The 21,639-nt window shown below is 71.8% G+C and carries 23 protein-coding genes and 1 pseudogene; 9 read left to right on the top strand and 15 right to left on the bottom strand.

The annotated features are described in order from the left end of the window. Nucleotides 1-104 precede the first annotated feature (104 nt). A complete protein-coding gene (locus GA0115234_RS08475) occupies nt 105-638 on the bottom strand; it encodes a YbjN domain-containing protein (RefSeq protein ID WP_093540256.1) in 534 nt (177 codons plus the stop codon). Continuing rightward, the gene (mshA, locus tag GA0115234_RS08470) at nt 631-1,983 is read right to left on the bottom strand and encodes a D-inositol-3-phosphate glycosyltransferase (protein ID WP_093540255.1); all 1,353 of its coding nucleotides are present in this window, start codon (nt 1,981-1,983) and stop codon (nt 631-633) included. Before mshA ends, GA0115234_RS08475 begins: the two co-directional genes overlap by 8 nt. A gap of 275 nt (nt 1,984-2,258) precedes the next feature. Here mshA and GA0115234_RS08465 point away from each other — a divergent pair, with 275 nt between their 5' ends. From GA0115234_RS08465 to GA0115234_RS08455, 3 genes are all read left to right on the top strand, one after another. Beyond that, the gene (locus tag GA0115234_RS08465; RefSeq protein WP_093540469.1) at nt 2,259-3,035 is read left to right on the top strand and encodes a class I SAM-dependent methyltransferase; all 777 of its coding nucleotides are present in this window, start codon (nt 2,259-2,261) and stop codon (nt 3,033-3,035) included. 240 nt (nt 3,036-3,275) lie between these two features. Further along, a complete protein-coding gene (locus GA0115234_RS08460; RefSeq protein WP_093540254.1) occupies nt 3,276-4,349 on the top strand; it encodes a C40 family peptidase in 1,074 nt (357 codons plus the stop codon). 517 nt (nt 4,350-4,866) lie between these two features. Beyond that, nucleotides 4,867-6,291 carry a PP2C family protein-serine/threonine phosphatase gene (locus tag GA0115234_RS08455; protein WP_093540253.1) on the top strand — a complete coding sequence of 475 codons (1,425 nt, stop codon included), beginning with the start codon at nt 4,867-4,869 and terminating at the stop codon, nt 6,289-6,291. On the opposite strand, the gene GA0115234_RS08450 is transcribed toward GA0115234_RS08455, so the two are convergent. From GA0115234_RS08450 to GA0115234_RS08440, 3 genes are all read right to left on the bottom strand, one after another. Further along, on the bottom strand, nt 6,273-6,608 hold the full coding sequence (locus GA0115234_RS08450; protein ID WP_093540252.1) for a DUF2516 family protein: 336 nt from the start codon (nt 6,606-6,608) through the stop codon (nt 6,273-6,275). The genes GA0115234_RS08455 and GA0115234_RS08450 overlap by 19 nt on opposite strands. Nucleotides 6,609-6,755: 147 nt before the next feature. After that, the gene (locus tag GA0115234_RS08445) at nt 6,756-7,400 is read right to left on the bottom strand and encodes a hypothetical protein (RefSeq protein WP_093540251.1); all 645 of its coding nucleotides are present in this window, start codon (nt 7,398-7,400) and stop codon (nt 6,756-6,758) included. 27 nt (nt 7,401-7,427) lie between these two features. Next, the gene (locus GA0115234_RS08440) at nt 7,428-7,997 is read right to left on the bottom strand and encodes a helix-turn-helix domain-containing protein (protein ID WP_093540250.1); all 570 of its coding nucleotides are present in this window, start codon (nt 7,995-7,997) and stop codon (nt 7,428-7,430) included. Nucleotides 7,998-8,647: 650 nt separating this feature from the next. On the opposite strand from GA0115234_RS08440, the gene GA0115234_RS08435 reads away from it, so the two are divergent. Further along, the gene (locus tag GA0115234_RS08435; RefSeq protein ID WP_093540249.1) at nt 8,648-9,724 is read left to right on the top strand and encodes a hypothetical protein; all 1,077 of its coding nucleotides are present in this window, start codon (nt 8,648-8,650) and stop codon (nt 9,722-9,724) included. Nucleotides 9,725-9,839: 115 nt separating this feature from the next. Here the strand turns inward: GA0115234_RS08435 and GA0115234_RS08430 are convergent, their stop codons facing one another. Next, on the bottom strand, nt 9,840-10,211 hold the full coding sequence (locus GA0115234_RS08430) for a VOC family protein (protein ID WP_093540248.1): 372 nt from the start codon (nt 10,209-10,211) through the stop codon (nt 9,840-9,842). 291 nt (nt 10,212-10,502) lie between these two features. On the opposite strand from GA0115234_RS08430, the gene GA0115234_RS08425 reads away from it, so the two are divergent. After that, on the top strand, nt 10,503-11,126 hold the full coding sequence (locus tag GA0115234_RS08425) for a histidine phosphatase family protein (protein WP_093540468.1): 624 nt from the start codon (nt 10,503-10,505) through the stop codon (nt 11,124-11,126). A gap of 176 nt (nt 11,127-11,302) precedes the next feature. On the opposite strand, the gene GA0115234_RS08420 is transcribed toward GA0115234_RS08425, so the two are convergent. Then, nucleotides 11,303-11,653, bottom strand: a complete 351-nt coding sequence (locus GA0115234_RS08420; RefSeq protein ID WP_093540247.1) for a winged helix-turn-helix transcriptional regulator — start codon at nt 11,651-11,653, stop codon at nt 11,303-11,305. 48 nt (nt 11,654-11,701) lie between these two features. On the opposite strand from GA0115234_RS08420, the gene GA0115234_RS08415 reads away from it, so the two are divergent. Continuing rightward, complete coding sequence (locus GA0115234_RS08415; RefSeq protein ID WP_093540246.1) at nt 11,702-12,589, top strand: NAD(P)-dependent oxidoreductase; 888 nt, start codon at nt 11,702-11,704, stop codon at nt 12,587-12,589. A 76-nt stretch (nt 12,590-12,665) separates the two neighbouring features. On the opposite strand, the pseudogene GA0115234_RS08410 reads toward GA0115234_RS08415, so the two are convergent. Beyond that, nucleotides 12,666-12,997: pseudogene (locus tag GA0115234_RS08410) on the bottom strand (DUF4180 domain-containing protein); the annotation flags it as partial. Between the two features lie 91 nt (nt 12,998-13,088). Here GA0115234_RS08410 and galE point away from each other — a divergent pair. Together galE and GA0115234_RS08400 are read left to right on the top strand one after the other, a co-directional pair. Then, entirely contained in the window at nt 13,089-14,129 is a 1,041-nt protein-coding gene (galE, locus tag GA0115234_RS08405; protein ID WP_093540245.1) for a UDP-glucose 4-epimerase GalE, read from the top strand. 128 nt (nt 14,130-14,257) lie between these two features. Next, nucleotides 14,258-14,779, top strand: a complete 522-nt coding sequence (locus tag GA0115234_RS08400) for a DUF2199 domain-containing protein (RefSeq protein ID WP_093540244.1) — start codon at nt 14,258-14,260, stop codon at nt 14,777-14,779. 30 nt (nt 14,780-14,809) lie between these two features. On the opposite strand, the gene GA0115234_RS08395 is transcribed toward GA0115234_RS08400, so the two are convergent. The 5 genes from GA0115234_RS08395 to GA0115234_RS08375 form a co-directional block, all read right to left on the bottom strand. Beyond that, the gene (locus GA0115234_RS08395; protein ID WP_370804132.1) at nt 14,810-15,451 is read right to left on the bottom strand and encodes a TetR family transcriptional regulator; all 642 of its coding nucleotides are present in this window, start codon (nt 15,449-15,451) and stop codon (nt 14,810-14,812) included. 77 nt (nt 15,452-15,528) lie between these two features. Continuing rightward, nucleotides 15,529-16,332: a TetR/AcrR family transcriptional regulator gene (locus GA0115234_RS08390; RefSeq protein ID WP_093540243.1), complete on the bottom strand. Its 804-nt coding sequence runs from the start codon at nt 16,330-16,332 to the stop codon at nt 15,529-15,531. Nucleotides 16,333-16,482: 150 nt separating this feature from the next. After that, complete coding sequence (locus GA0115234_RS08385) at nt 16,483-17,733, bottom strand: GNAT family N-acetyltransferase (RefSeq protein WP_093540242.1); 1,251 nt, start codon at nt 17,731-17,733, stop codon at nt 16,483-16,485. A gap of 66 nt (nt 17,734-17,799) precedes the next feature. Further along, a complete protein-coding gene (locus tag GA0115234_RS08380) occupies nt 17,800-18,792 on the bottom strand; it encodes an asparaginase (protein ID WP_093540241.1) in 993 nt (330 codons plus the stop codon). 46 nt (nt 18,793-18,838) lie between these two features. Beyond that, nucleotides 18,839-19,453, bottom strand: a complete 615-nt coding sequence (locus GA0115234_RS08375) for an RsiG family protein (RefSeq protein WP_176729111.1) — start codon at nt 19,451-19,453, stop codon at nt 18,839-18,841. 117 nt (nt 19,454-19,570) lie between these two features. Here GA0115234_RS08375 and dtd point away from each other — a divergent pair, with 117 nt between their 5' ends. Further along, nucleotides 19,571-20,020, top strand: coding sequence for a D-aminoacyl-tRNA deacylase (gene dtd / locus GA0115234_RS08370; RefSeq protein ID WP_093540240.1), 450 nt, complete (start codon nt 19,571-19,573; stop codon nt 20,018-20,020). A 70-nt stretch (nt 20,021-20,090) separates the two neighbouring features. Here the strand turns inward: dtd and GA0115234_RS08365 are convergent, their stop codons facing one another. Together GA0115234_RS08365 and GA0115234_RS08360 are read right to left on the bottom strand one after the other, a co-directional pair. Further along, nucleotides 20,091-21,056, bottom strand: a complete 966-nt coding sequence (locus GA0115234_RS08365; protein WP_093540239.1) for a CAF17-like 4Fe-4S cluster assembly/insertion protein YgfZ — start codon at nt 21,054-21,056, stop codon at nt 20,091-20,093. A gap of 67 nt (nt 21,057-21,123) precedes the next feature. Further along, the gene (locus GA0115234_RS08360; RefSeq protein WP_093540238.1) at nt 21,124-21,600 is read right to left on the bottom strand and encodes a Fur family transcriptional regulator; all 477 of its coding nucleotides are present in this window, start codon (nt 21,598-21,600) and stop codon (nt 21,124-21,126) included. Nucleotides 21,601-21,639: the final 39 nt, after the last annotated feature.

The following is a 21,639-nucleotide window of genomic DNA, read 5'->3' as shown; positions in this document are numbered from 1 at the left end:
GTGCACGGGGGAATGTTCAGGCGGGGTCGCTCAGTTGGGCCGGGTGCTCGGGACGGGCGGTCAGGCCCCGGCTTTCGCCTGGCCGGCCGGGCCCCGGCCCAGGGTCATCCGGCCGGGCGTTGGGTCAGATGTGTGAACGCGTCGAGGTTCCGGGTGGATTCGCCGCGCGCCACCCGCCACGCGTACTCCTTGCGGATCGCGCTCGCGAAGCCCAGCTCCAGCAGGGTGTTGAAGGATCCGTCGGCCGCTTCGAGGACCGTGCCGAGCAGCCGGTCCAGCTCCTGCGGGGTGACCACGGAGAGCGGCAGCTTGCCGACCAGATAGATGTCGCCGAGCGGGTCGATCGCGTAACTCACGCCGAAGAGGCGGAGGTTGCGCTCCAGCAGCCAGCGGTGGACCGCGGCGTCGTTCTCGTCCGGGTGCCGGACGACGAAGGCGTTGAGGGAGAGCGAGTGCTTGCCGACGCGCAGGGAGCAGGTGGTGGACAGCTTGTGCGTACCGGGCAGCGTGACCACGTAGTCGCCCGGCCCGGGGCTCTCCCACGCGAGCCCGGCATCCTCCAGGGCCGCCTCGATGACCTGCGCGACCCGCGTCGTCGCCGCTTCGGTCGGTGCCGCTCCGCCGGGTACGTCAGCCATGGTGCGAGCGTACGCGACGGCGGTGTTCCTGCATCGCGGCCGTGTACACGTCGGCGGTGGCGGACGCGGCGGTGTCCCAGCCGAAGCCACGGGCGTGCGCGGCGGCCGCCGCGCCCATCCGGGCGACCAGGTCCGGCGCGTCGGCGAACCGGGCCAGCGCCTGCGCGTACGCCGCCGGGTCGTGCCCGGGTATCAGGAAGCCGCTGACGCCGTCCCGCACCGCCACCGGGAGGCCGCCCACGGCCGCAGCGACGACGGGGGTGCCCGCCGCCTGCGCCTCTATGGCGACCAGGCCGAAGGACTCGCTGTGCGAGGGCATGACCAGTACGGAGGCGGCCCGGAACCAGTCGGCGAGCCGCTCCTGTCCGACCGGCGGCTGGAACCGTACGACATCGGCGATGCCCAGCCGCGCCGCCAGCTTCTGCAGCCCCTCCGGCTTGGCGAGCCCGCTGCCGCTCGGCCCGCCGACGATCGGAACCACCATCCGGGAGCGCAGCGCGGGATCGCGGTCCAGCAGGACGGCGACCGCCCGCAGCAGCACATCGGGGGCCTTCAGCGGCTGGATGCGGCCCGCGAAGAGCGGAATCAGGGCGTCCGTCGGCAGCCCGAGGCGCGCCCGCGCCGCGGCCCGCCCGTCGGCGGGGCTGAAGCGCTCCAGGTTGACCCCGGGGTGGACGACGGCGACGGATCCGCGATCGGCCTCGTAGAAGCGGACGAGCTCGTCCGCCTCCTCGGCGGTGTTGGCGATCAGCCGGTCCGCCGCGTCGACGATCTGGGTCTCGCCGATGACGCGGGCCGCTGGCTCGGGGGTGTCGTCCGCCGCGAGCGCCGCGTTCTTGACCTTCGCCATGGTGTGCATGGCGTGGACGAGCGGGACGCCCCAGCGCTGGGCGGCGAGCCAGCCGACATGGCCGGAGAGCCAGTAGTGCGAGTGGACGAGGTCGTAGTAGCCGGGGCGCTGGCCGGCCCACGCCTGCATCACTCCGTGCGTGAAGGCGCAGAGCTGGGCGGGCAGCTCCTCCTTGGCCAGACCCTCGTACGGTCCCGCGTCGACGTGCCGGACCAGGACGCCGGGCGCCAGCTCGACCACGGGGGGCAGCCCGCCCTCGGTCGACCGGGTGAAGATCTCGACCTCGATGTTGATCGCGGCGAGGCGCCTGGCCAGCTCCACGATGTAGACGTTCATCCCGCCCGCGTCGCCCGTGCCCGGCTGGTGCAGCGGGGAGGTGTGCACGGAGAGCATCGCGATGCGGCGGGGTCTGCGGTGGCCGCCGGGGAACGCGGCGGGGAACCTGAGGCGCGGTGCGACACGGCTGCTGCCGAGCCGGGAGACGTACTGACTCACGTCGTCCGGTCCTCCTCATCCAGGGCATGACACCGAAGGGACCCGAGCCCCTGCGAACGGCTGCAACAGCGGAATTTCTCCTTTCATTTCCGTTTTACCAAATCATTACAGTGCGGGCTCCGCACCCCGGGGTGCCCTGCCCCGGGCAGACGCCGCACCCCGGGCGGGTGCCGCACCCTGGACAGGCTCCGCACCCCGGGCTGGCCGCGACCGCCCACCGGACCGGGCCCCCCGCGCCGCCCGGCGCACGCCGCGTGCTCGTTACGCTCGCTGTCATGCGCCCCATCGGCACCGCGACCCGCGGGACCACCAACCCGAACCGGCTCCGCCGCATGGACCGCTGGATCGCCGCCACCCACGGCCCGGCCCTGCGCCGCGCCGACCACCCCGTCGCCGTCGACCTCGGGTACGGCGCCGCGCCCTGGACCGCCGTCGAGCTGCTGCACCGGCTGCGCACCGCCGAGCCGCGCACGGCGGTGGCTGGGATCGAGATCGATCCGGAGCGGGTCGCGGCGGCGAAGCCGTACGAGCGCGAGGGCCTGACCTTCCTGCACGGCGGGTTCGAGATCCCGCTCCCCGAGCGCCCCGACCTCATCCGGGCGGCGAACGTGCTGCGCCAGTACGACGAGGGCGAGGTCGCCGCGGTCTGGCAACGGCTGTGCGCCCGCCTCGCGCCGGGCGGGCTCCTCGTGGAGGGCACCTGCGACGAGATCGGGCGCCGGCACGTATGGGTGGCGCTCGGCCCGGAGGGTCCGCGCACGGTCACCTTCGCGACCCGGCTCGGCTCCCTGGACCGCCCCTCCGACCTCGCGGAACGCCTGCCCAAGGCGCTGATCCACCGCAATGTGCCGGGCGAACCGGTCCACGCGTTCCTGCGGGACTTCGACCGGGCATGGGCCGCGGCGGCCCCGTACGCCTCGCTGGGCGCCCGGCAGCGCTGGATCGCGGCGGTGCGGTCGCTCTCCGGCGACTGGCCACTGGCCGACGGGGTACGGCGGTGGCGCCAGGGCGAAGTCACGGTGAAGTGGGATGCCCTCCGTCCCAACCCGTAGCCCAACTCCCGCTGAACAGAACCGGCGGAACGGTGTCCGGGGAGGCGGACGGGAACGGGAACGGGGCATCGTTCGTCCAGACAGAGGGGAGTGGGGGAGACCGAGGGGAGCGACCGTCAGGACTGCGGCTGTCAGGACTGCGTCCGTGCGCCCCTGTTGCTTTTCGGTACGGCATGGCACGATCTCGACACCGGCGAAAAGTTACTGACGGTAAATCAGATTCATTCGGAGGGGAATCTCGTGAACCGACGTCACTGTGCCTCAGCCGCGATCACTCTGGTCTGCGCGCTGTCCGTACTCATCACGCCGGTCCAGGCCTTCGCCAAGCCCGCGCCCCCGGCTCCCTCCGACAAGAAGCCCTCCGGGGCCGGGGCGCCGAAGAAGACCCTCGAAGAGGTGCGCAAGGAGATCGACGCCCTCTACCGCAAGGCCGGGGCGGCCACCGACGCGTACAACCTCGCCGAGGAGAAGGCCGAGAAGCAGTCCGGCGAGATCGTGAAGCTGGCCCGCGAGATAGTCGTCGGCCAGTCGAAGATCGCCGAGCTCAAGAGCCAGGCGGGCGCCCAGGCCCGCGAGCAGTACCGCACCGGCGGGCTGCCGCCCGGCGCCCAGTTCATGCTCAGCGACGACCCGCAGCTGTTCCTGGACGGGGTGAACCGGGTCAGGGAGGGCCAGCAGGCCGCTCAGGGCGTGCTCGGCGAACTGACCAGGACCCAGCAGGACCTGGAGACGTACACCAAGGACGCGAGCACCAACTGGAAGAAGCTCGAAGCCAACCGGGTCGAGCAGGCCGAGGCCAAGAAGAAGATCAACGCCCAGATCGCCGCGGCGAAGAAGCTGGAGTCGCGGCTCAAGAAGGAGGAGCGGGCCCGCCTGCTCAAGCTGGAGCAGGAGGCCGAGTACCAGCAGCAGACGGCCTGGCTCAGCTCCGGCGCCCTGAAGGACATCAACCGCGAGGCGAGCGCCCGCGGCAAGAAGGCGGTGGCCTTCGCGACCGCGCAGATAGGCAAGCCGTACGGCTGGGGGGACGAGGGCCCCAAGTCATACGACTGCTCGGGGCTGACGTCACAGGCCTGGCTGGCGGCGGGGCGGCCGATCCCCCGCACCTCGCAGGAGCAGTGGCGGCTGCTGCCGCACATCGCCATCAAGGACATGCGCCCCGGCGACCTGATCATCTACCACGGCGACGCCAGTCACGTGGGCATGTACATAGGTGACGGCGCGATCGTGCACGCCCCCCGCCCCGGCCGCAACGTCACGCTGGCGGGCGCGGGCTCGATGCAGATCCTCGGCGTCGTACGCCCGGACAAGTAACGCCGGACCGGGACCGGGGCCGAGACCGCGGCCGGGGCCGAAACCGGGTCCGGGGCCGAGACCGAGACCGAGACCGCGGCCGGGGCCGAGACCGAGACCGCGGCCGGGGCCGGGGCCGGGGCCGGGTCCGGGTCCGAAACCGCCGCGGGATCAAGCCCGTCCGGCGATCGAGGGCAGAGCGTTCCGGGTCGCCGCCGGGGACCTCGCCGAACACCCCAGGGCGCTCCCCGAGTCGGCACCCCGCACCCCTGCCGAGCCCCGTACGCCCCACGGGCGTGACCCGCAGCACCCCCGCCCACCGCCCCGCGTGACCTTTGTCATGCCCTGAGACTCGCCCCCACCCCGGCCCATCTCGCCGGATCCGTGACCTGACGCGGCTTATGGCTGCGCATATGCCGGAGGCCGATCCCGGGACGCCATTCCGTTCCCCCACCGCGGACCGCTATCGTCCCCGTCTGGCGGATCGTCGATCGTCGTTCCGCCGCGCCCTCGGGGGGAGGGAAGGAAACCCGAACCGATGCCCGTACCCATACCGCAGCAACGTGGCGACGCCGCTGCGGAGGCCTCCCACGGCGCCGACCTCACCCTCCTGGTGATCGAGGACGACCCGGCGGGCACCTTCACCGTCCCCGAGCTCCCGGCCGCGGCCGGAACGCGGGTACGGATCCGCACCGCCCGCAACCTGACCGAGGCGGGCCGGCTCCTCACGGACGACGTCGACTGCATCCTGCTGGACCTCGCCCTGCCCACCGGCAGCGAGACCCGCGCCTCCGGGGACGCGGCGGGGGCCGACGGGCTCGCCACCCTCCAGCACGTCCTGCGGATCGCCCCGCGCCATGCCGTCCTCGCCCTCACGGCGGAGGACGACGCCGAGCTGGCCGCCGCGGCGGTACGGGTGGGCGCCCAGGACTACCTCTTCCGCGACGAACTCGACGGCCGGCTGTTCAGCCGCGCCATCCGGTACGCCGTCGAGCGCAAGCGCGCCGATGTCGCCCAGCGCCGGCTCACCGAGTCCACCCTGCGCGCCCAGGAGAACGCCCGCCTCGAACGCGGCCTGCTCCCCACACCGCTGCTCGAAGGCTCCGATCTGCGCTTCGCGGCCCACTACCGGCCGGGCCGCAGCCGCGCGCTGCTCGGCGGGGACTTCTACGACACGGTCCGTACGCCCGACGGCACCGTCCATGTGATGATCGGCGACGTCTGCGGGCACGGTCCCGACGAGGCGGCGCTCGGCGTGGAACTGCGCATCGCGTGGCGGGCGTTGACCCTGGCCGGGCTCTGCGGCGACGAGCTGCTCTCCACCCTCCAGCAGGTTCTGGAGCACGAGCGGGAGAGCGAGGAGATCTTCGCGACGCTCTGCACCGTCGACATCGCCCCCGACGGCCGGAGCGCCGGACTCTGCCTGGCGGGCCACCCCGCCCCGCTGATCGCCCGGGACGGACGGACCGCGCACCTCCTCCCGCACGAGGACGGCGGACCGGCCCTGGGCCTGCTGCCGCACAGCGCTCTCCCCCGGGCCCTTCGGGCAGGGGACACCCCGTGGCCCCGCCGGCAGGTGGAGCTGGGCGGCGACTGGAGCCTGATGCTGTACACGGACGGGCTGATCGAGGGGCGCGTGGGCCCGGCCGGCACCCAGCGGCTGGGTCAGGACGGCATGGTCGAGATGATCAACCGGCAGCTGGCGGAGGGGCTCACCGGCGAGGATCTCCTGACGGCCGCGGTCACCGAGGTGCGGGAGCTGAACGGCGGCGAACTCACCGACGACGTCGCGGTCCTCCTGCTCGACCGCGACGAGGAAGACGCAAGCCACCGACCCGAGGAAGACGCAAGCCACCGGACCCCCGACGGCGACCGGGGCCGGAGCATCCCTCGCCCCCGCCCCGGATCGGCGTCACCCACGGCCCCCGTGGGCGCCGCGGACGCTCAGCGCCCGCCGTTGTAGGGCCCGTACGGACCGTCGCTGCTGGAACCGCCGCGCCGGCCGCCGCCGCCCGAGACCGCCTGGAGCGCGGGCCGCACGTCCACCAGGAAGACGATGGAGGCGACCGCGCCCGCGAGCTGGAGGAACAGCATCGGCACGAAGAGGTTCACGGCGACGGTGATGCCGAGGATGAGCAGCCAGAAGGACTTCTTCTGCTTGTCCGCGGCCCGGTAGGCGTCCTCACGGGCCATCGCGGCCATGATCAGTGCGACCACGGCCAGCACCAGCATGACCATGTAGAGCAGCCAGACGAGTGTGCTGAATCCTGTGAGCAACATGGTGTGTGCACCGCCTAATAAGTGGATGAGCGCCTCGCGGCCAAGGTACCGGGACAACGGGCCAGGCACTCCTGAAGGTGCCCGGCCCGCGCCCCGCTACACACCGCGGCGCCGCGGCCCCGCCGGGGGTGCCGTGGCGCCGGGGTGCTACTTCGCGCCGGGCGGAGTGGTCTTCTTCGCGGCGGGCTTGCGCACGGGCGCCTTCCGGGCGGGCGCGGCCGGGGCCTTGCTCTCCGGCTTGACGGCCTTCGGCGCGGGCTTCGGCGCGGGGGCGGCCTTCGCCGGGCCGGGCTTGGCCGTGGGCGTGGTCCGGGTGCTGCCCGTCGGCTTGGACTCCTTGCGCGGCTCGACGACGACGGCGATCTCGACGATCTCGTCGGCCGTCTCGCCGCGCCAGTTCTTCACGGTCTGCTCGCCGCGCTCGGCGACCTTCTCGTACGTCTCCCGGGCCCGCACCGCGTACTCCGCGGCCATGCCCAGGCTCCGCAGCGCCAGGTCCTGCGCGTTCTCGCCCAGCTTCCGCAGGTCGCTGTCGAAGGACCCGATCACCTCGGTGACCTTGGCCTGCACGGTGGCCTGCGCCTCCTTGGCCTGCGAGGCCATCTTCTCCTGCACGGCCTTGGGGTCGGCGTTGCGCACGGCCTCGATGCGCTCCGGCGCCTCGGCACGCAGCTGGTCGATCAGCGCCGGAACCTTGCGCGCCTGCTCGACGGCGAGATCGGCCGTACCGGCGGCGAAGTAGAGGGGGGTCGGGTCGGTGAGGGTCTTGCGCAGGTCATCGGTGATGGCCATGACTGTGGTCCTCCCGGATCATCAGACTCAGTGTGAGGGTTTCTCTGGCGTTGAAGGCGTTGAAGGCGTCGGGGGCGTCGAAGGCTCTGCCGGCCTTGCGGACTCTGCCGGCCCTGCGGACTTTTCCGGCCTTGCGGGCTTTGACGGCTCCGAAGACTCCGAGGGCTCGGAAGGCGCGTCGGTGCCGACGCCCGGCCCTGGTTCGCCGCCGGTCTCCGATCCGGCTGCGACGCCGGATTCCGGTCCGGGCTCGAACCCGTTCTCCCTGCGGAAGGAGTCGTAGATCTGCAGCAGAACACTCTTCTGCCGCTCGTTTATGGACGGATCGGCCAGAATCACCGCCCGCGTCTCCAGCTCCTCCCGCTCCCGCTCGTCCAGGATCCCGGCCCGTACGTAAAGGGTCTCGGCGGAGATCCGCAGCGCCTTGGCGACCTGCTGCAGTACCTCGGCGCTCGGCTTTCGAAGCCCGCGCTCGATCTGGCTGAGGTAGGGATTGGACACCCCGGCGGCATCGGCGAGCTGCCGCAGCGACAGCTGCGCGTTGCGCCGCTGCTCGCGCAGGTACTCACCGAGATTGCCGACGTTGAGTGATGCCATGCCCCGATAGTGCGACACCCTTGCTAACTTTTGCAAGCAGACGCTTGCAAAAGTGCGCCACACCACTCCCCTGGCGGTGCCGTGCCGAAGCACGACAGGTGTCCGTTCCCGGTCCATCTGCGATTTCCCGCCGTGCCTGCAGTGCGAAGTGAGCGAGTCCCGGACTACCTGCGCAGCAAGTTGCTCCGCCGTCCCGCGAGGAGGATCGAACCAGTGGCGGTAGCGGGTTGAGGGTTGCGCTCGGTGCAGGTGTCCGCGCGTTCGTCCAACGGTGGTTTTGCCGGAAGGGGCCGCGGCGGTGCCGTCCTCATCGATTCAGATCTTCTGGGAACGGACAACAGGCGTCACATGGACAGGCTTGCTGTCACTGTGGCCGATGGCTATGTTCACGAGCCGTGGTTCTGGCACAACTTGTGTGATTACGGCCTGCCGATCGCTACGTCGGCTCGGGAGACGCGCGGAAGCCGCAGGCCAGCGGGCTGAACCGGCGCGAGCACGAGTGGCATCACGGAAGTTGAGCCAGAACCCCTCGAAGTGAACGAAGCCAGGCCGAGGCTGTATGCGTGGGACGTGACCGGCCGAGGACCGACGTCACCGACACCGGTTGAGGCAGCCGGGGACTGTCAGTGGCTGGTGACAGGATCACCGGCATGGTTTTCGTGCGTACCACTCCGCCGCGGCCTGTGGACGTGACCGCGGTCTTTCCTGAGCTGGCTCCGTCGGCGCGTCCTGCGATTCGGTTGCATCCTCGTGCCGGGTCGCCTTCGGTCAGGGAAAGCTCGGTCGGGGGCCCGTTGTTGTGGCCGGTGACGGAGCCGTGGCCGCACTGCGAAGGCTCGCACCCGGACAGCGGGTTCCGTCAGTCGCCGGCGGAAGTGCGGCTCGACAGGCGCATACGGGCTCGGCTGCACCGTGATCCCCATGGTCCCGCGCTCACGCCCGAGGAGGAGGCGATCAGGGATCGCGACGCCGCGATGCTCGGGGAGCGACTCGACGCCGGCCCTCCGTGGCCCGCGGAGTGCCCGGTCCCCATGTTGCCCGTGGCCCAGCTGTATCTGCGCGACATACCCCTGTTGCGGCCGCCCGGCCAGGCCGATCTGCTCCAGGTCCTCTGGTGCCCCTACGACCACGATCCGGATTACAAGCCGTCGACCGCACTGTTCTGGCGGTCCGCCGCCGCGGTCGTCGACATCCTCGCCACACCGCCGGAACCGTACGAGGCGGACTACCCGGGCTATGTGCCGGAGCCGTGTCTGCTGGCGCCGGAAGCAGTCACCGAATACCCCAACAGCCTCGATCTGAGCCCGGAGATGCAGCAGATGCTGGGGGACTGGAACAGATGGCAGGCGGCCGACGTGGGCGTGGAGAGCTCGTACGCGGACTATGCGGACTATCCGGAGGAGTTCTACGACAGTGAGCTGGCCGACGCTCCCGGCTGGAAGGTCGGCGGCTGGCCCCCGTGGGGCCGCACCGACCCGTATCCCCGATACTGCGCTGTCTGCGACGTCCGGATGGTCCCGCTGCTGACCATCGCCTCCTTCGAATGGGACGGTGGTACGCAGAGCTGGGCGCCGTACGAAGATCAAGCCGCCGCGTTTGCCGCCAGTCATGTCGCCGGCCAGAACCCCGCGCAGCCGACCGCGGTCGAAGTCGGCAGGACCGACAATCTCCAGCTCTACGTCTGCCCGGTATCTCCGGAGCATCCGCACACCGACCTGATCCAGTGAGCCGTCCTGATCCGATGAGCCGTCGGGCCTGTCACACCCTCCGTAGCCGGGGTGGCGGCAGCGGCGCCCGGTCAACCCCGACGGCATGGCCGCGCTCATGCCGCGAAAACGCCGATCAGCGCGTGACGATGCAGAAGGGATGCCCAGCGGGGTCGGTGAGGACCCGCGCCTTGTCCCCATGCGGCTGGTGATCCGGCTTGCCCGCGCCCAGCTCCAGCAACCGGGCCTCGGCCTCGTCCAGGCTCTCCGCGACCTTGAAACAGATGTGAAGCTGCTGGGGAACGATCTGGTCGGGCCAACTCGGAGCCCGGTAGTCCTCGACCCGCTGGAAGCCGATGAAGAGTCCGTCCTCACGGTTGAGACCGGCGAACTCGGTGTCCGACTTCGGGTGTGGTTCAAAGCCGGTGGCCTGCTGATAGAACGCCGCCAGAGTCGGCGGATCAGGGCAATCGAGTGTTATCGCGACCAGTTCCATCTGCAGGGGCATGAGACCTCCGAGCCGGTCAGTGGACTTCCGTGCACGCCATAGAGGCAGCTGCCTACGGAGGAGCGGGACGGGGAGGGCGCGTTCGTTCCGCTCCACCGTAAGCACAGCAAATCAGGGCCGCACCATGCCAATAGTTATCTCGGGACAGGGCACGGACAACCACGACGGAACCGTGCGGGGCCCGGCGTCCATCCCTGACTTACAAGATCACGGACCTACGGATCACACATGCCACATCACGCATGACGGACCCGGCATGACAGATCCCGCATGATGACGGAGACCCGGAACATGACCGAGACAGCCGCCCGATACCTCTACCTCGCCCGGCACGGTGAGGCGTCGGCAGATGAGACGACCCTGACGGAGAACGGCCGCCGCCAGGCCGTTCTGCTCGGCGAACGGCTCCGCAGCGCCCCGCTCACGGCGATCCACCACGGGCCGCTCCCCCGGGCGCGGCAGACGGCCGAGCTGATCGGTGCGCAGCTCGACGGCGTCCCCCTGCACCAGTCGGAATTGGCCGGCGACTACGTCCCCCATCTGCCCGCGAAGGAGGAGCTGCCGCCGGATTCGGCCGACGCGCTGCTCGGGTTCCTCGCCCAGGCTCCGGAGGAGGAGCGCAGCCAGGGTCCCGCGCTGGCCCGGGAAGCACTCGCGGCGTTCACGGGCACGGTCGAGGGGGACCAGCCCCGCCATGAGCTGGTGGTCACGCACAACTTCCTCATCGGATGGCTGATACGGGCCGCTCTCGACGCGCCCGAGTGGCGCTGGCTGGGCATCAACCACAGCAACGCGGCCCTGACGGTCATCCGTTACGCACCCGGCAGGCCGTCCTCCGTGCTGATCTACAACGACATGCGGCACCTGCCCGCGGAACTGCGCTGGACCGGCTTCCCGCCCGAGCTCCGCGTCTGACGCGCGAGGCCGCTTGCCCGGTCCTGGGCGGCGCGGGGACGCGGCCCAGGACCACCCTCGGTAGCCACTTTTTTGTGGGTACTTGGCGCCGGGCGGGCGGCGGGGCGACCCTGGTGAAGGGCAGTCGGACGGCCGCCGGATCCGGGAAGACAGGAGGAAAACGGGGAGGCTGCGCGTCAGGAGGACGACCGGGTCCCGGTGAGCTTCTCCAAGCGGCGGTGGCCCCAGTCCGAGAGCGGAGCCAGCGCCTCGGAGAGGTCCCGGCCGAACGCGGTCAGGGAGTACTCGGTCTTCAGCGGAAGCACGTCGTGCACCTCCCGGTGGACCAGCCCGTCGGCCTCCATCTCGCGGAGTGCCTGGGTCAGCACCTTCTCGCTGAGCCCCGGCAGCTGCCGGCGCAGCTCGCCCGGACGGAGCGGGCCGGACTCCAGCAGCCAGAGCAGCGCCGTCTTCCACTTTCCGTCGATCACGGCGATCGCGGCGACCACCCCGCACACATTCGGGTCCTGGGCACGACCACGCGTCATTTCCGCCCCCCTGTCATTCATTACCCACACCCATACGGGAGTTGAGCCATGCCTTCGCACACCGAGCAGTCCACCGTCACCGTACTCGGCCTGGGGCCGATGGGCCGGTCCCTGGCGGGCGCGTTCCTGGACGCCGGGTTGCGCACCACGGTCTGGAACCGGACGCCGGACCGCGCCCGGGAGCTGGTCGAACGGGGCGCCGTCGGCGCCCGGTCGGCCGCGGAGGCGGTCGCCGCAAGCCGGCTGACCGTGGTCTGTGTCGTGAACTACGACGCCGTGGACGCCGTACTGCGGCGCGACGCGGTCACCGACGCGCTCAAGGGGCGCACGGTGGTCAACCTGACCGCCGACACCCCGGTCCGGGCCAGGGACACCGCCGCGTGGGCAGCCGGGCACGGCATCGACTATCTGGACGGTGCGATCATGACGCCGACCACGACCATCCGGACACCGGCCGCGGTCTTCCTCCACAGCGGCCCGGCGGAGCTCTACCGCGAGCACCGGCCCGTACTGGACGAGCTGGGCGGCACCCATACCCACCTCGGTGAGGAGATCGGCCGGGCGGCGGCGTACGACATCGCGCTGCTCGACATCTTCTGGACCGCGATGACGGGCTACGCCCATGCCCTGGCGGTCGCCCGTGCGGAAGGAATCACCGCCCGGGAGCTGGCCCCGTTCGCCCAGGGCATCGGTGCCGTTCTCCCGCCGGTCTTCGAGGAGACCGCGGCGGACCTGGACGACGGAAGGTTCCCCGGCGACGGCAACCCGCTCACCTCGGCGGCATCCTCCATGGCCCACATCGTCCACGCCTCCGAGGCCCATGGCATCGACGCCGGTGTGATGCGCGCGGCCGAGGGCCTGGCCCGCCGGGTCATCGGGCGCGGGCACGGCGCCGACGGCTTCCTCCGGATCACCGAGCTGCTGAGCCGCGGCTGAGGGCGCACCCGCCCGGCGGTACGACACCGCCCGCCGTGCGACCAGTGGCCGGTCGCACGGCGGGCGGGACCCGCCGCCCCTTCAGCCGCTCCCCCAGCTCCTCGGCTTCGGCGAGGAACCAGGTCTGCCGGCCCCGGTTGCACTCGCGGACGAAGCCCGGAGAGCCGAACCGGCCTCCGTGTGGCGGGAGATGTCGCCGAGGACGACGATCCCCATCCGGTAATTGACGAACTTCTGGACGATGTCGCCCGCGACGCGCGTGCCCAGCCGGAAGAACGACTCGTCGAACCGTCCGGCGGGGACGACGACCCACCGGGCGCCCTGGTAACCGGCGTCGCCGATGAGATCCAGGGCGTCCTCGGCGCATATCAGTACGGGCACGTCATGGATGGTCCGCAGGGTGTTCATGGGGACCGAGGGTGTTCCCACGGGCCGGACGCCGCCGACGCGGTGCTCCCGGCCTACGATCGCTGCACGATCTCAGAGAGGCAGGCACAGCATGAAGGTCCTGATCGCCGGAGGCGCGGGATACATCGGCAGCACGGTCGCCTCCGCCTGCTCGGACGCCGGGATCACCCCCGTCGTCCTGGACAACCTGGTCACGGGCAGGCAGGAGTTCACCCACGGGCGGGCCTTCTACAAGGGCGACATCGCGGACGGCCCGTTGATCGACCGGATCTTCGCCGAGCACCCGGACATCGACGCCGTCGTCCACTGCGCGGCACTGATCGTGGTGCCGGAATCGGTCGCCGACCCGGTCGGCTACTACCGGGCGAACGTGGCGAAGAGCCTGGAGTTCGTCGGCCATCTGCTGCGCAACGGCCGCACCCGCATGATCTTCAGCTCGTCCGCCTCCATCTACGCCGCCGGCGCGGATCTGACGGTCGACGAGAACTCCCCCCTGGACCCGCAGAGCCCGTACGCGCGCACCAAGGCGGTGTGCGAGGCGATGTTCGCCGACATCGCCGCCACCCAGCCGCTCCGGGTGCTGTCCCTGCGCTACTTCAACCCGATCGGCGCGGACCCGAAGATGCGCACGGGCCTCCAGTTGCGGCGTCCCAGCCATGCCCTGGGCAAGATGATCCAGGCGCATGAGGAGGGCGTCCCGTTCCAGGTCACCGGGACCGACTACCCCACACGCGACGGCTCCGGCATCCGGGACTACGTCCATGTCTGGGACCTGGCCACCGCACATGTGGCCGCGCTCGGTGCCTTCGACACCCTCCTGCCGGAACGGGGAGCGGAACCGGCGCCGGGTACGGGGGCCGGGGCGGCGGCCGGGTCCACCGTCATCAACCTGGGCACCGGAAGGGGCACCACCGTCCGCGAACTCCTCGACGCCTTCAACGAGGTGACCGGCACCCCCGTCCCGGCCGTCGACGCCGGAGCACGGCCGGGCGATGCCGCGGGGGCGTACACCCGGAGCGACCGGGCGGAGCGGCTGCTCGGCTGGCGGCCGCGGTACTCGCTGGCGGAGGGCATCCGCCACTCCCTGGAGTGGGCGGCGGTACGCGAGGACGTGCTCGACGGCTCCGCGTAGCCCGCGCGGCCCCGCGGACGGGGCGGGAGCGAACGCACGCGGGAGCGGACGCGGGCGGGCCGGCGACGGCCGGTGGCAGTTCGGCCACAGGCCCTGAGGGGCTCCCGGAGAGCCTTTAGGATCCGGCCATGGCTATCGACCCCGGCTACACCTGCTCCCGCTGCGGCGAGCACCACGCGGAACTCCCGATGGGGTACTCGACCATGGCGCCCGACGTCTGGGACGCGAGCCTGGAGAGCGACCCCGACAGCATGCTCTCCTCCGACCAGTGCATCGTCAGACACGAGCACTACTTCATCAAGGGCCTGATCGAGATACCCGTGTTCGGCAGCGAGGAGCCGTTCTCCTGGGGGGTCTGGGTCTCGCTCAGCCGGGAGAACTTCGCCCGCGCCCTCGACGTGTGGGAGACCCCGGGCCGCGAGTCCGAGCAGCCGTACTTCGGCTGGCTGAGCACGGAGCTGGGGCTGTACTCGCCCCGCACGACCAACCTCAAGACGAACGCCCACACCCGCCCCATCGGCCGGCGCCCCCGCATCGAGCTGGAGCCCACCGACCACCCGCTCGCCGTGGAACAGCGCACCGGCATCACACGGGACCGGGTGCGCGAGATCGCCGAAGCGGTGCTGCACGCCGACGACGTCCGGGGCTGACCACCCGCGTCCGGACCAAAGCCAAAGACCCTAGCCCTGCTCGCCGAGCCCCGTCCGCAGCTGTACGAAGGCCAGTTCGGCCGACTCGACGGCGCTCGCGTACACCTGCTCCGCGCTCTCCCCCGCGTCGATCCGCCGCCAGTTCTCCAGGGCCAGGACGCGCAGTACGGCGATGATCTGGCCCGCGGCCAGCCTGTCCCGCACCCGGTCGCCCAGCGCCCGCGCGAGGGCCGCCTCCGAGCGGCCCTGATAGGCGTACAGGCGGGCCACCAGGGACGGCGTCCCGTACAGCAGCCGCTGGTACGCCAGCACCGCCGGCACATCGCAGAGTCCGGTCACCGGGTCGCCCCGCTCCAGTCCGTCCAGGAAGTTGCGGCGCAGGGCGTCCAGGGGGGATTCGCCGTCCGCGCGGGCGGCGACCACCCGGGCCGCCTCGTCCTCGTGGTCGGCGAACCGGTGCAGGACCAGGTCCTCCTTGGCCGGGAAGTACCGGAACAGGGTCGGCTTCGAGATGTCGGCCGCGGCCGCCACCTCCGCCACCGAGACCTTGTCGAAGCCCCGCTCCAGGAACATCGCGATCGCGGCTTCGGAGACCGCCTCGTAGGTCAGCTGCTTCTTCCGCTCCCGCAGGCTCATCCGCTCCTGCTGGGGCCTCTCTCCGTCCATGGCCATGAAGCGTACGCCCGGCATCAACCGGACTTGACGTCCTCGCCACGCCGCCGCCGCCGCGTGACCCGCGCCCCGGGGCCTCAGGCCCTGGAACGGGAACGGAGTGGGGAATGGGAACGGGAACGCGACTGGACCAGGGCCTCGATCCCGTCCAGCACCCGTTCCAGCCCGAACCCGAATTCGTCGTCGGGCTCGCGCGGCGCCCCCAGCGCCCCGGACTCCAGCAGCCGGGAGAGCGACGGATGGCGTACGGGGTCGACGAGCCGGTCCAGCGTGCGGGTGTGACCGGCCGCCACCTCCTGCGCCGGAACGCCGCGCGCCGCCACGGCGGCCGCGAGATCGCCCATCAGCAGCGCCTCGTTCCGGACGAACCCGTTGACGAGGAGGATGACGGAGACCTTCTCGCCCGCGTCCAGGCCGGTGTCGTCGAGGGCCTGGAGGCCCTGCTCCCACCAGGCGACGGAATTCGGGCTGACGGGCGGGCCCGAGACGGGGATGCGGAGCATCCACAGATTGCGGTGGAACACCCGGCGCTGCGCGCACGCCCACCGCGCGAGCGCCTCCCGCCAGCCGCTGCCGCGCTCCGGCGCGGGCAGCGGGGGCGGCGGGCCCATCGCCGCCTCCTGCATCAGGACGTACAGCTCGTCCTTGGCGGAGACGTACCGGTAGAGCGACATCGTCGAGGCCCCCAGGTCCTTGGCGACCCGTCCCATCGACACCCCGCCGAGCCCCTCGGACGCCGCCACCGCCACCGCGGCGTCCACGATCCGTGCCAGGCTCAGCCCCGGCTTCGGGCCCTTGACCGGCCGTGCCCGCAAGCCCCAGGCGGCCTCGATACTGGCCGGCAGGCCCGTACCCCCCGACGAGCCCCGCTCTTCCGTCACGCGAACCCCACCCTTCCCTCGGTGCCATCCTAGGTACGCGCCCTGCGTACGCAGCTCTGCGTACGACGCACACAGCAGGGGATGGCCGGGAAGCATCGGCGGCCGGCACGACGCCCGGTGGAGCCGGACGTCGGAAGACGCCAGAAGACGTCAGAACATGTCCGGGCACCAGGCCCGGCGTGCCGCCCGGAACATTCCCTCCGCCACCGCCACCGCGCCCGGGGTGAGTTCCTCGACGCGGCCCAGGGCCGCCAGGCGGGCGGGGGACTCGTCGCCGAGGTAGAGGGTGCCCAGCTCGCGTACGTCCAGCGCGAGATCGGCGGCGACCGTGGTGCGGGTGCAGCTCGCGCCGGAGGGGGAGGCTTCGAGGCGGTAGCGGCCGTCGGACAGGCCCGCGGCGTCATGGATGTCGAGGACGAGCGTGCCGGGCACCGCGTAGGTGCGGGCCTCCAGGGCGCGTACGACATCCAGGACGCGCACCCACAGCCAGTCCGCCTGGGTCACGATGCGCGCCGCGCGCGGGTCCGGGAGGAAGAGGGGCAGCAGGTCGTCGGGAGCGCGGTAGCCGGAGCGGACCGTGGTGACCCAGTCGATCGAGCAGACGAAATGCCACAGCGCGCGCTCGGCGGCCGGGGTGACGGCGATCTGCCCGACCACCGTGAGCGTCTGCAGCGGCTGCTTGGCATCGCCCCAGTGGGTGTCGGAGCGGTAGACGACCAGGCCGTCGACCTCGCCGGACGCGTTGCCGTAGACCGCGAAGAAGGGCTCCGTCCAGGGGTCCGGGCCCGGCTGTATCGCGCCGGTGTTCACGTCCCACCAGCGCGGGTCGCGGTTGATCACGCCGTGCTGCCGGGCGCGCAACCGGTCGTGCAGGGCCGGGCCCAGCTTGCGTACGTCCGCAGCGCTCACCAGGTCGATGCGGCCGCCGTCCGACGCGGACGGGCCCGCCCAGCGCGGGTCGAGCCCGGCCCGCGGCACGTCGATCTCCCACTCGGTGGTCCAGGCCGCCGGGCCGAAGCCGTACCGCCCGTAGATCGGGTACTCGGCGGCGATCAGCGTGGCGACCACCTCACCGCGCTCCTTCGCCGCCGCGAGGTCCGTGGCCGTCATCCGGCTGAGCAGCCCGCGACGGCGGTGCGTGGGCGTCACGGTGACGTTGGAGATCGCGTCGGCCGGGACCGTGGCGCCGCCGACGACCGTGAGTTCCTGGGCGAAGGAGCGGAACGTGGCCACGCACCGCCCGCCCTCGAACACGCCCTGCGTGCGGGCGAGATCGGTATGCGGAAGACGCCGCTCCGCCTCTTGTTCCACTCCTGTCGAGGCCTGGAGGAAGCCGGTGTGCTTGGCGCGCAGCCAGTCGGGGAATTCGGCAGCGGTGATCGTACGGACGTCAAGTGCCATGCGAGCACGCTAGACATACGGCGCGCGGGTTGTCGTCCGGTTTTCCGCCGCCCCGGAGCGGCCTGCTCAGAAGGCCGCCCGGATCTCGCCGACCTCCCCGCCACCGCCCAGCAGCGGTGCGTGCCCGATCCGGGCGACCACCGGGGTGTCGATGCCGAGCAGCCGCAGTGCCCGCGCCAGCACCGGGCCGAGCGCCCGCCCCGCACCGTCGTCGATCTTGAAGGCCAGTGCCCGGCCGTCCGCCAGCGCCACCGCCTGCACCGCCTCGGCGCCCATCTTGGAGAGCGTGCCCGGCACCTCCCGCATCAGCCAGGTGTCGGGGCGACGGGTCCCGGCCACGTACTCGGGGTGGGCCCGCATCGCGTCCCCGACCCGGCGCTCCGCCGTACCCGGCTCCGCCAGCACGAACGTACGGAAGGCGCGCGCCAGCCCCACCAGGCTGATCGCCATCAGCGGCGCCCCGCACCCGTCCGTGCCGACCGCCGCGACCTGCTCCCCGGCCGCCTCCTCGACGACCCGGTGGACCAGCTGCTGGAGCGGGTGCGCCGGGTCGAGGTAGGACTCCCGGTCCCAGCCGTTCACCGCGCACACCGCGAGCATCGCCGCGTGCTTGCCGGAGCAGTTCATGGTGATCCGCTCCCGGACGTGGCCGGCGGCGAGATACGCCTCCGCCTCCGCCGGGTCCAGCGGCAGATCGGGCGGGGTCTGCAGATCGCCGGGCGTCAGTCCGTGCTCGGCGAGCATCGTGCGGACGAGTGCGAGGTGGAAGTCCTCGCCGGAGTGGCTCGCGGCGGCCAGTGCCAGCCGCTCCCCGGACAGATCGAGCCCGGCCCGCAGCACGGCCGCGGCCTGCATCGGCTTGTTGGAGGAGCGCGGGAAGACCGGCGCCGCCGGGTCGCCCAGGGACCGTTCCACACTGCCGTCGGCGGCCAGCACGACCAGCGAGCCCCGGTGGTGGCCCTCCACGAAGCCGGACCGTACGACCTCGGCCAGGACGGGGAGCTCGGGGGCGGTGGGGGATATGGCGGATGGGGCGGCGGGGGCGGCGCTGGAGGTCATGGTGGCCTTCCGGGGACGGGCGGAACCCGCCCCCGGAAGGATCGCTTCAGGCGAGCAGGTCGTCTACTTGTGCTTCCCCGTCACGGTACCTGCGGGCGATCTCCGCGCTGCAATCGTCCGTGGTCCGTTGCAGCTGGTGACGGCGGCGGGAAACCTGCTGTTCATAGCGGACCAGGCGCCCCATCGCGGTGTGCAGCTCTTCGTCCGTACGGGCGTCGAGGTCGGAGAGTTCGACCTCGGCGAGCGTCTCGGCGGCCAGCCTGCGGTACTCGTCGCTGCGCGGCGTGGTGAGTGTGACGTGCCGGGCGGAGGAGCGGTGCTGGGACGGGGTGTCGGCGAGGATCTCCGAGAGCCGGTCCACCACCGGTGTCTCCGGATCCAGCCGCCGGGCCAGCTCGGCCCGCAGGATGTCGATCCGGCCCTGGACGAGCCGGCGCACATAGCTGAGGTCGGCCTCGTCGCGCTGTGCGTCGCGGCGCAGGGTGCGCAGCTCCGGCAGGCGCAGGGCGCCCAGCTCGGGTTCCGGCCCGGCGGCCGGGCCGTCCTCAAGACCGTGACCGGTTCGCTGCACGGGTGGGCGCATGGTGCTGGTGCTGGTACTGGCGCCGGTTCGCGTGACCGGTACGGCGCCGGGGGACTGCCCGGTTCCATAGGTACTCATGCTTGTGTCCATCCCCTCGACCGGTGCGTCGGCACACCGCCTTCCGAGCATGGTGCCACTCCGGTGGGGCCTGTGTGGATGCTCTGTACCCGTTCAGCCCAAGATAGGTTGGTCTGTATGCGTGCAGTGATACAGAGGGTGGACGGCGCGAGCGTCACGGTGGCCGACGGCACGGACGGGTCCGACGGGCCCGCGGTGGTCGGCGAAATCGTCGGCGAGGGACTGTGTGTGCTGGTGGGAGTCACCCACGGGGACACCCCGGAGAAGGCGGCCCAGCTCGCCCGCAAGCTCTGGTCGCTGCGCGTCCTGGAGGGCGAGAAGTCCTGCTCCGACGTGAATGCGCCGCTTCTGGTGATTTCGCAGTTCACTCTCTACGGGGACGCCCGGAAGGGCCGCCGCCCCACCTGGAACGCCGCGGCGCCCGGCGAGGTCGCCGAGCCGCTGGTCGACGAGGTGGTGAAGCAGCTGCGGGCGCTGGGCGCGCGGGTGGAGACGGGCCGGTTCGGAGCGGAGATGCGCGTCTCGCTCACGAACCACGGCCCGTTCACCGTCCTCGTCGAGGTCTGACCGGCCCGGCCGTACGAAGAGGCCGCCTGGTGCGAAGAGGCCGCCCGTACGGGCCCTGCGGCCCTGCGCCCTACGGCTCGACGACCGTCTCCTGGGCCGCGGCCGTGTCCCCGGCGAGCAGCTCGGCGTCCACCGCGACGTTCCGCTTGACCAGGGCCAGCGCGATCGGCCCCAGCTCGTGGTGGCGGGCGGACGTGGTGATGAAGCCCAGCTGGCGCCCTTCGGCACCGTCCGCGGCGAGCCGTACCGGCGTGCCGTGTCCGGGCAGCAGGACCTCGCTGCCGTCGAGGTGCAGGAAGACGAGCCGACGCGGCGGCTTGCCCAGGTTCTGCACCCGGGCCACCGTCTCCTGGCCGCGGTAGCAGCCCTTCTGGAGGTGGACGGCGGTGCCGATCCAGCCCAGCTCGTGCGGGATGGTGCGGTGGTCGGTCTCGAAGCCGAGGCGCGGGCGGTGCGCCTCCACGCGCAGCGCCTCGTACGCCAGGATGCCGGCCACCGGGCCGTGCTCCGCCGCGTACGTCTCCAGGTCGGCGCGGGGCAGGAACAGGTCCCGGCCGTACGCCGTCTCCCGTACCGTCACGCCGTCCGGGACCTCCGCGATGGAGCCGGCCGGCAGATGCACCACGGCGAACTCCCCGGTGTGGTCGGCGACTTCGACCCGGTAGAAGAACTTCATGGACTCCAGGTAGGCGACGAGGTCGCCCTGGGTGCCCGGCTCGGCGTGCATCCACACCGTCTCGCCGTCGTCGACGAGGTAGAGGGCGTGCTCGATGTGCCCGTTGGCGGTGAGGATCAGGGCCTCGGTGGCCTGGCCCGGGGCGAGTTCACTGACGTGCTGGGTCAGCAGGAGGTGCAGCCAGGCCAGCCGGTCGCTGCCGCTGACGGTGACGACGGCGCGGTGCGAGAGGTCGACGAGGCCGGAGCCGTCGGCGAGGGCGCGCTGCTCGCGGAACAGGTCGCCGTAGTGCGCGGCGACGCCTTCGTCGCGGCCTTCGGCGGGGACGGCGCCGGGCAGGGACAGCAGGGGGCTCTTCATGCGACCAGCGTACGACGCGGCAGGAACGCGACGCGGTCCGGGAGCCGGGACCCTGCGGCCGCCCGCGCTACCGCTCGGAGCCGGACGCCTCGGTGGACGACGCCCGGCCGGTCTCCCCGGACGCGGCCTTCGCGGTGCACCCGGCACAGCGGCCGAAGATCGCGAAGTGCTTCATGTCCGTCTCGAACCCGAAGCTGTCGCGGAGCTTCGCGGTGAACTCCGCGACGACCTCGACATCGGCCTCGATGACGTCCGTGCAGTCGCGGCAGACGAGATGGATGTGGTGGTGGCGGTCGGCCAGGTGGTACGTGGGCGCCCCGTGCCCCAGATGGGCGTGGCTGACCAGCCCCAGCTCCTCCAGGAGCTCAAGGGTCCGGTAGACGGTGGAGATGTTCACACCGGACGCGGTCCTGCGCACCTCGCAGAGGATGTCGTCGGGCGTCGCGTGTTCCAGCGTGTCGACGGCTTCCAGGACAAGCTGCCGCTGCGGCGTCAGCCGATAGCCGCGCTGCCGGAGATCGGTCTTCCAGTCGGTGCTCACCACACGCCCAGTGTAGGACCGGGCGAGCACCTGCCGGTGGGC

The organism is Streptomyces sp. DvalAA-43, from assembly GCF_900091725.1.
Lineage (GTDB): Bacteria > Actinomycetota > Actinomycetes > Streptomycetales > Streptomycetaceae > Streptomyces > Streptomyces pulveraceus.
The sequence above is the reverse complement of the archived record's forward strand: the minus strand, read 5'-3'. Positions and strand labels throughout refer to the sequence as shown.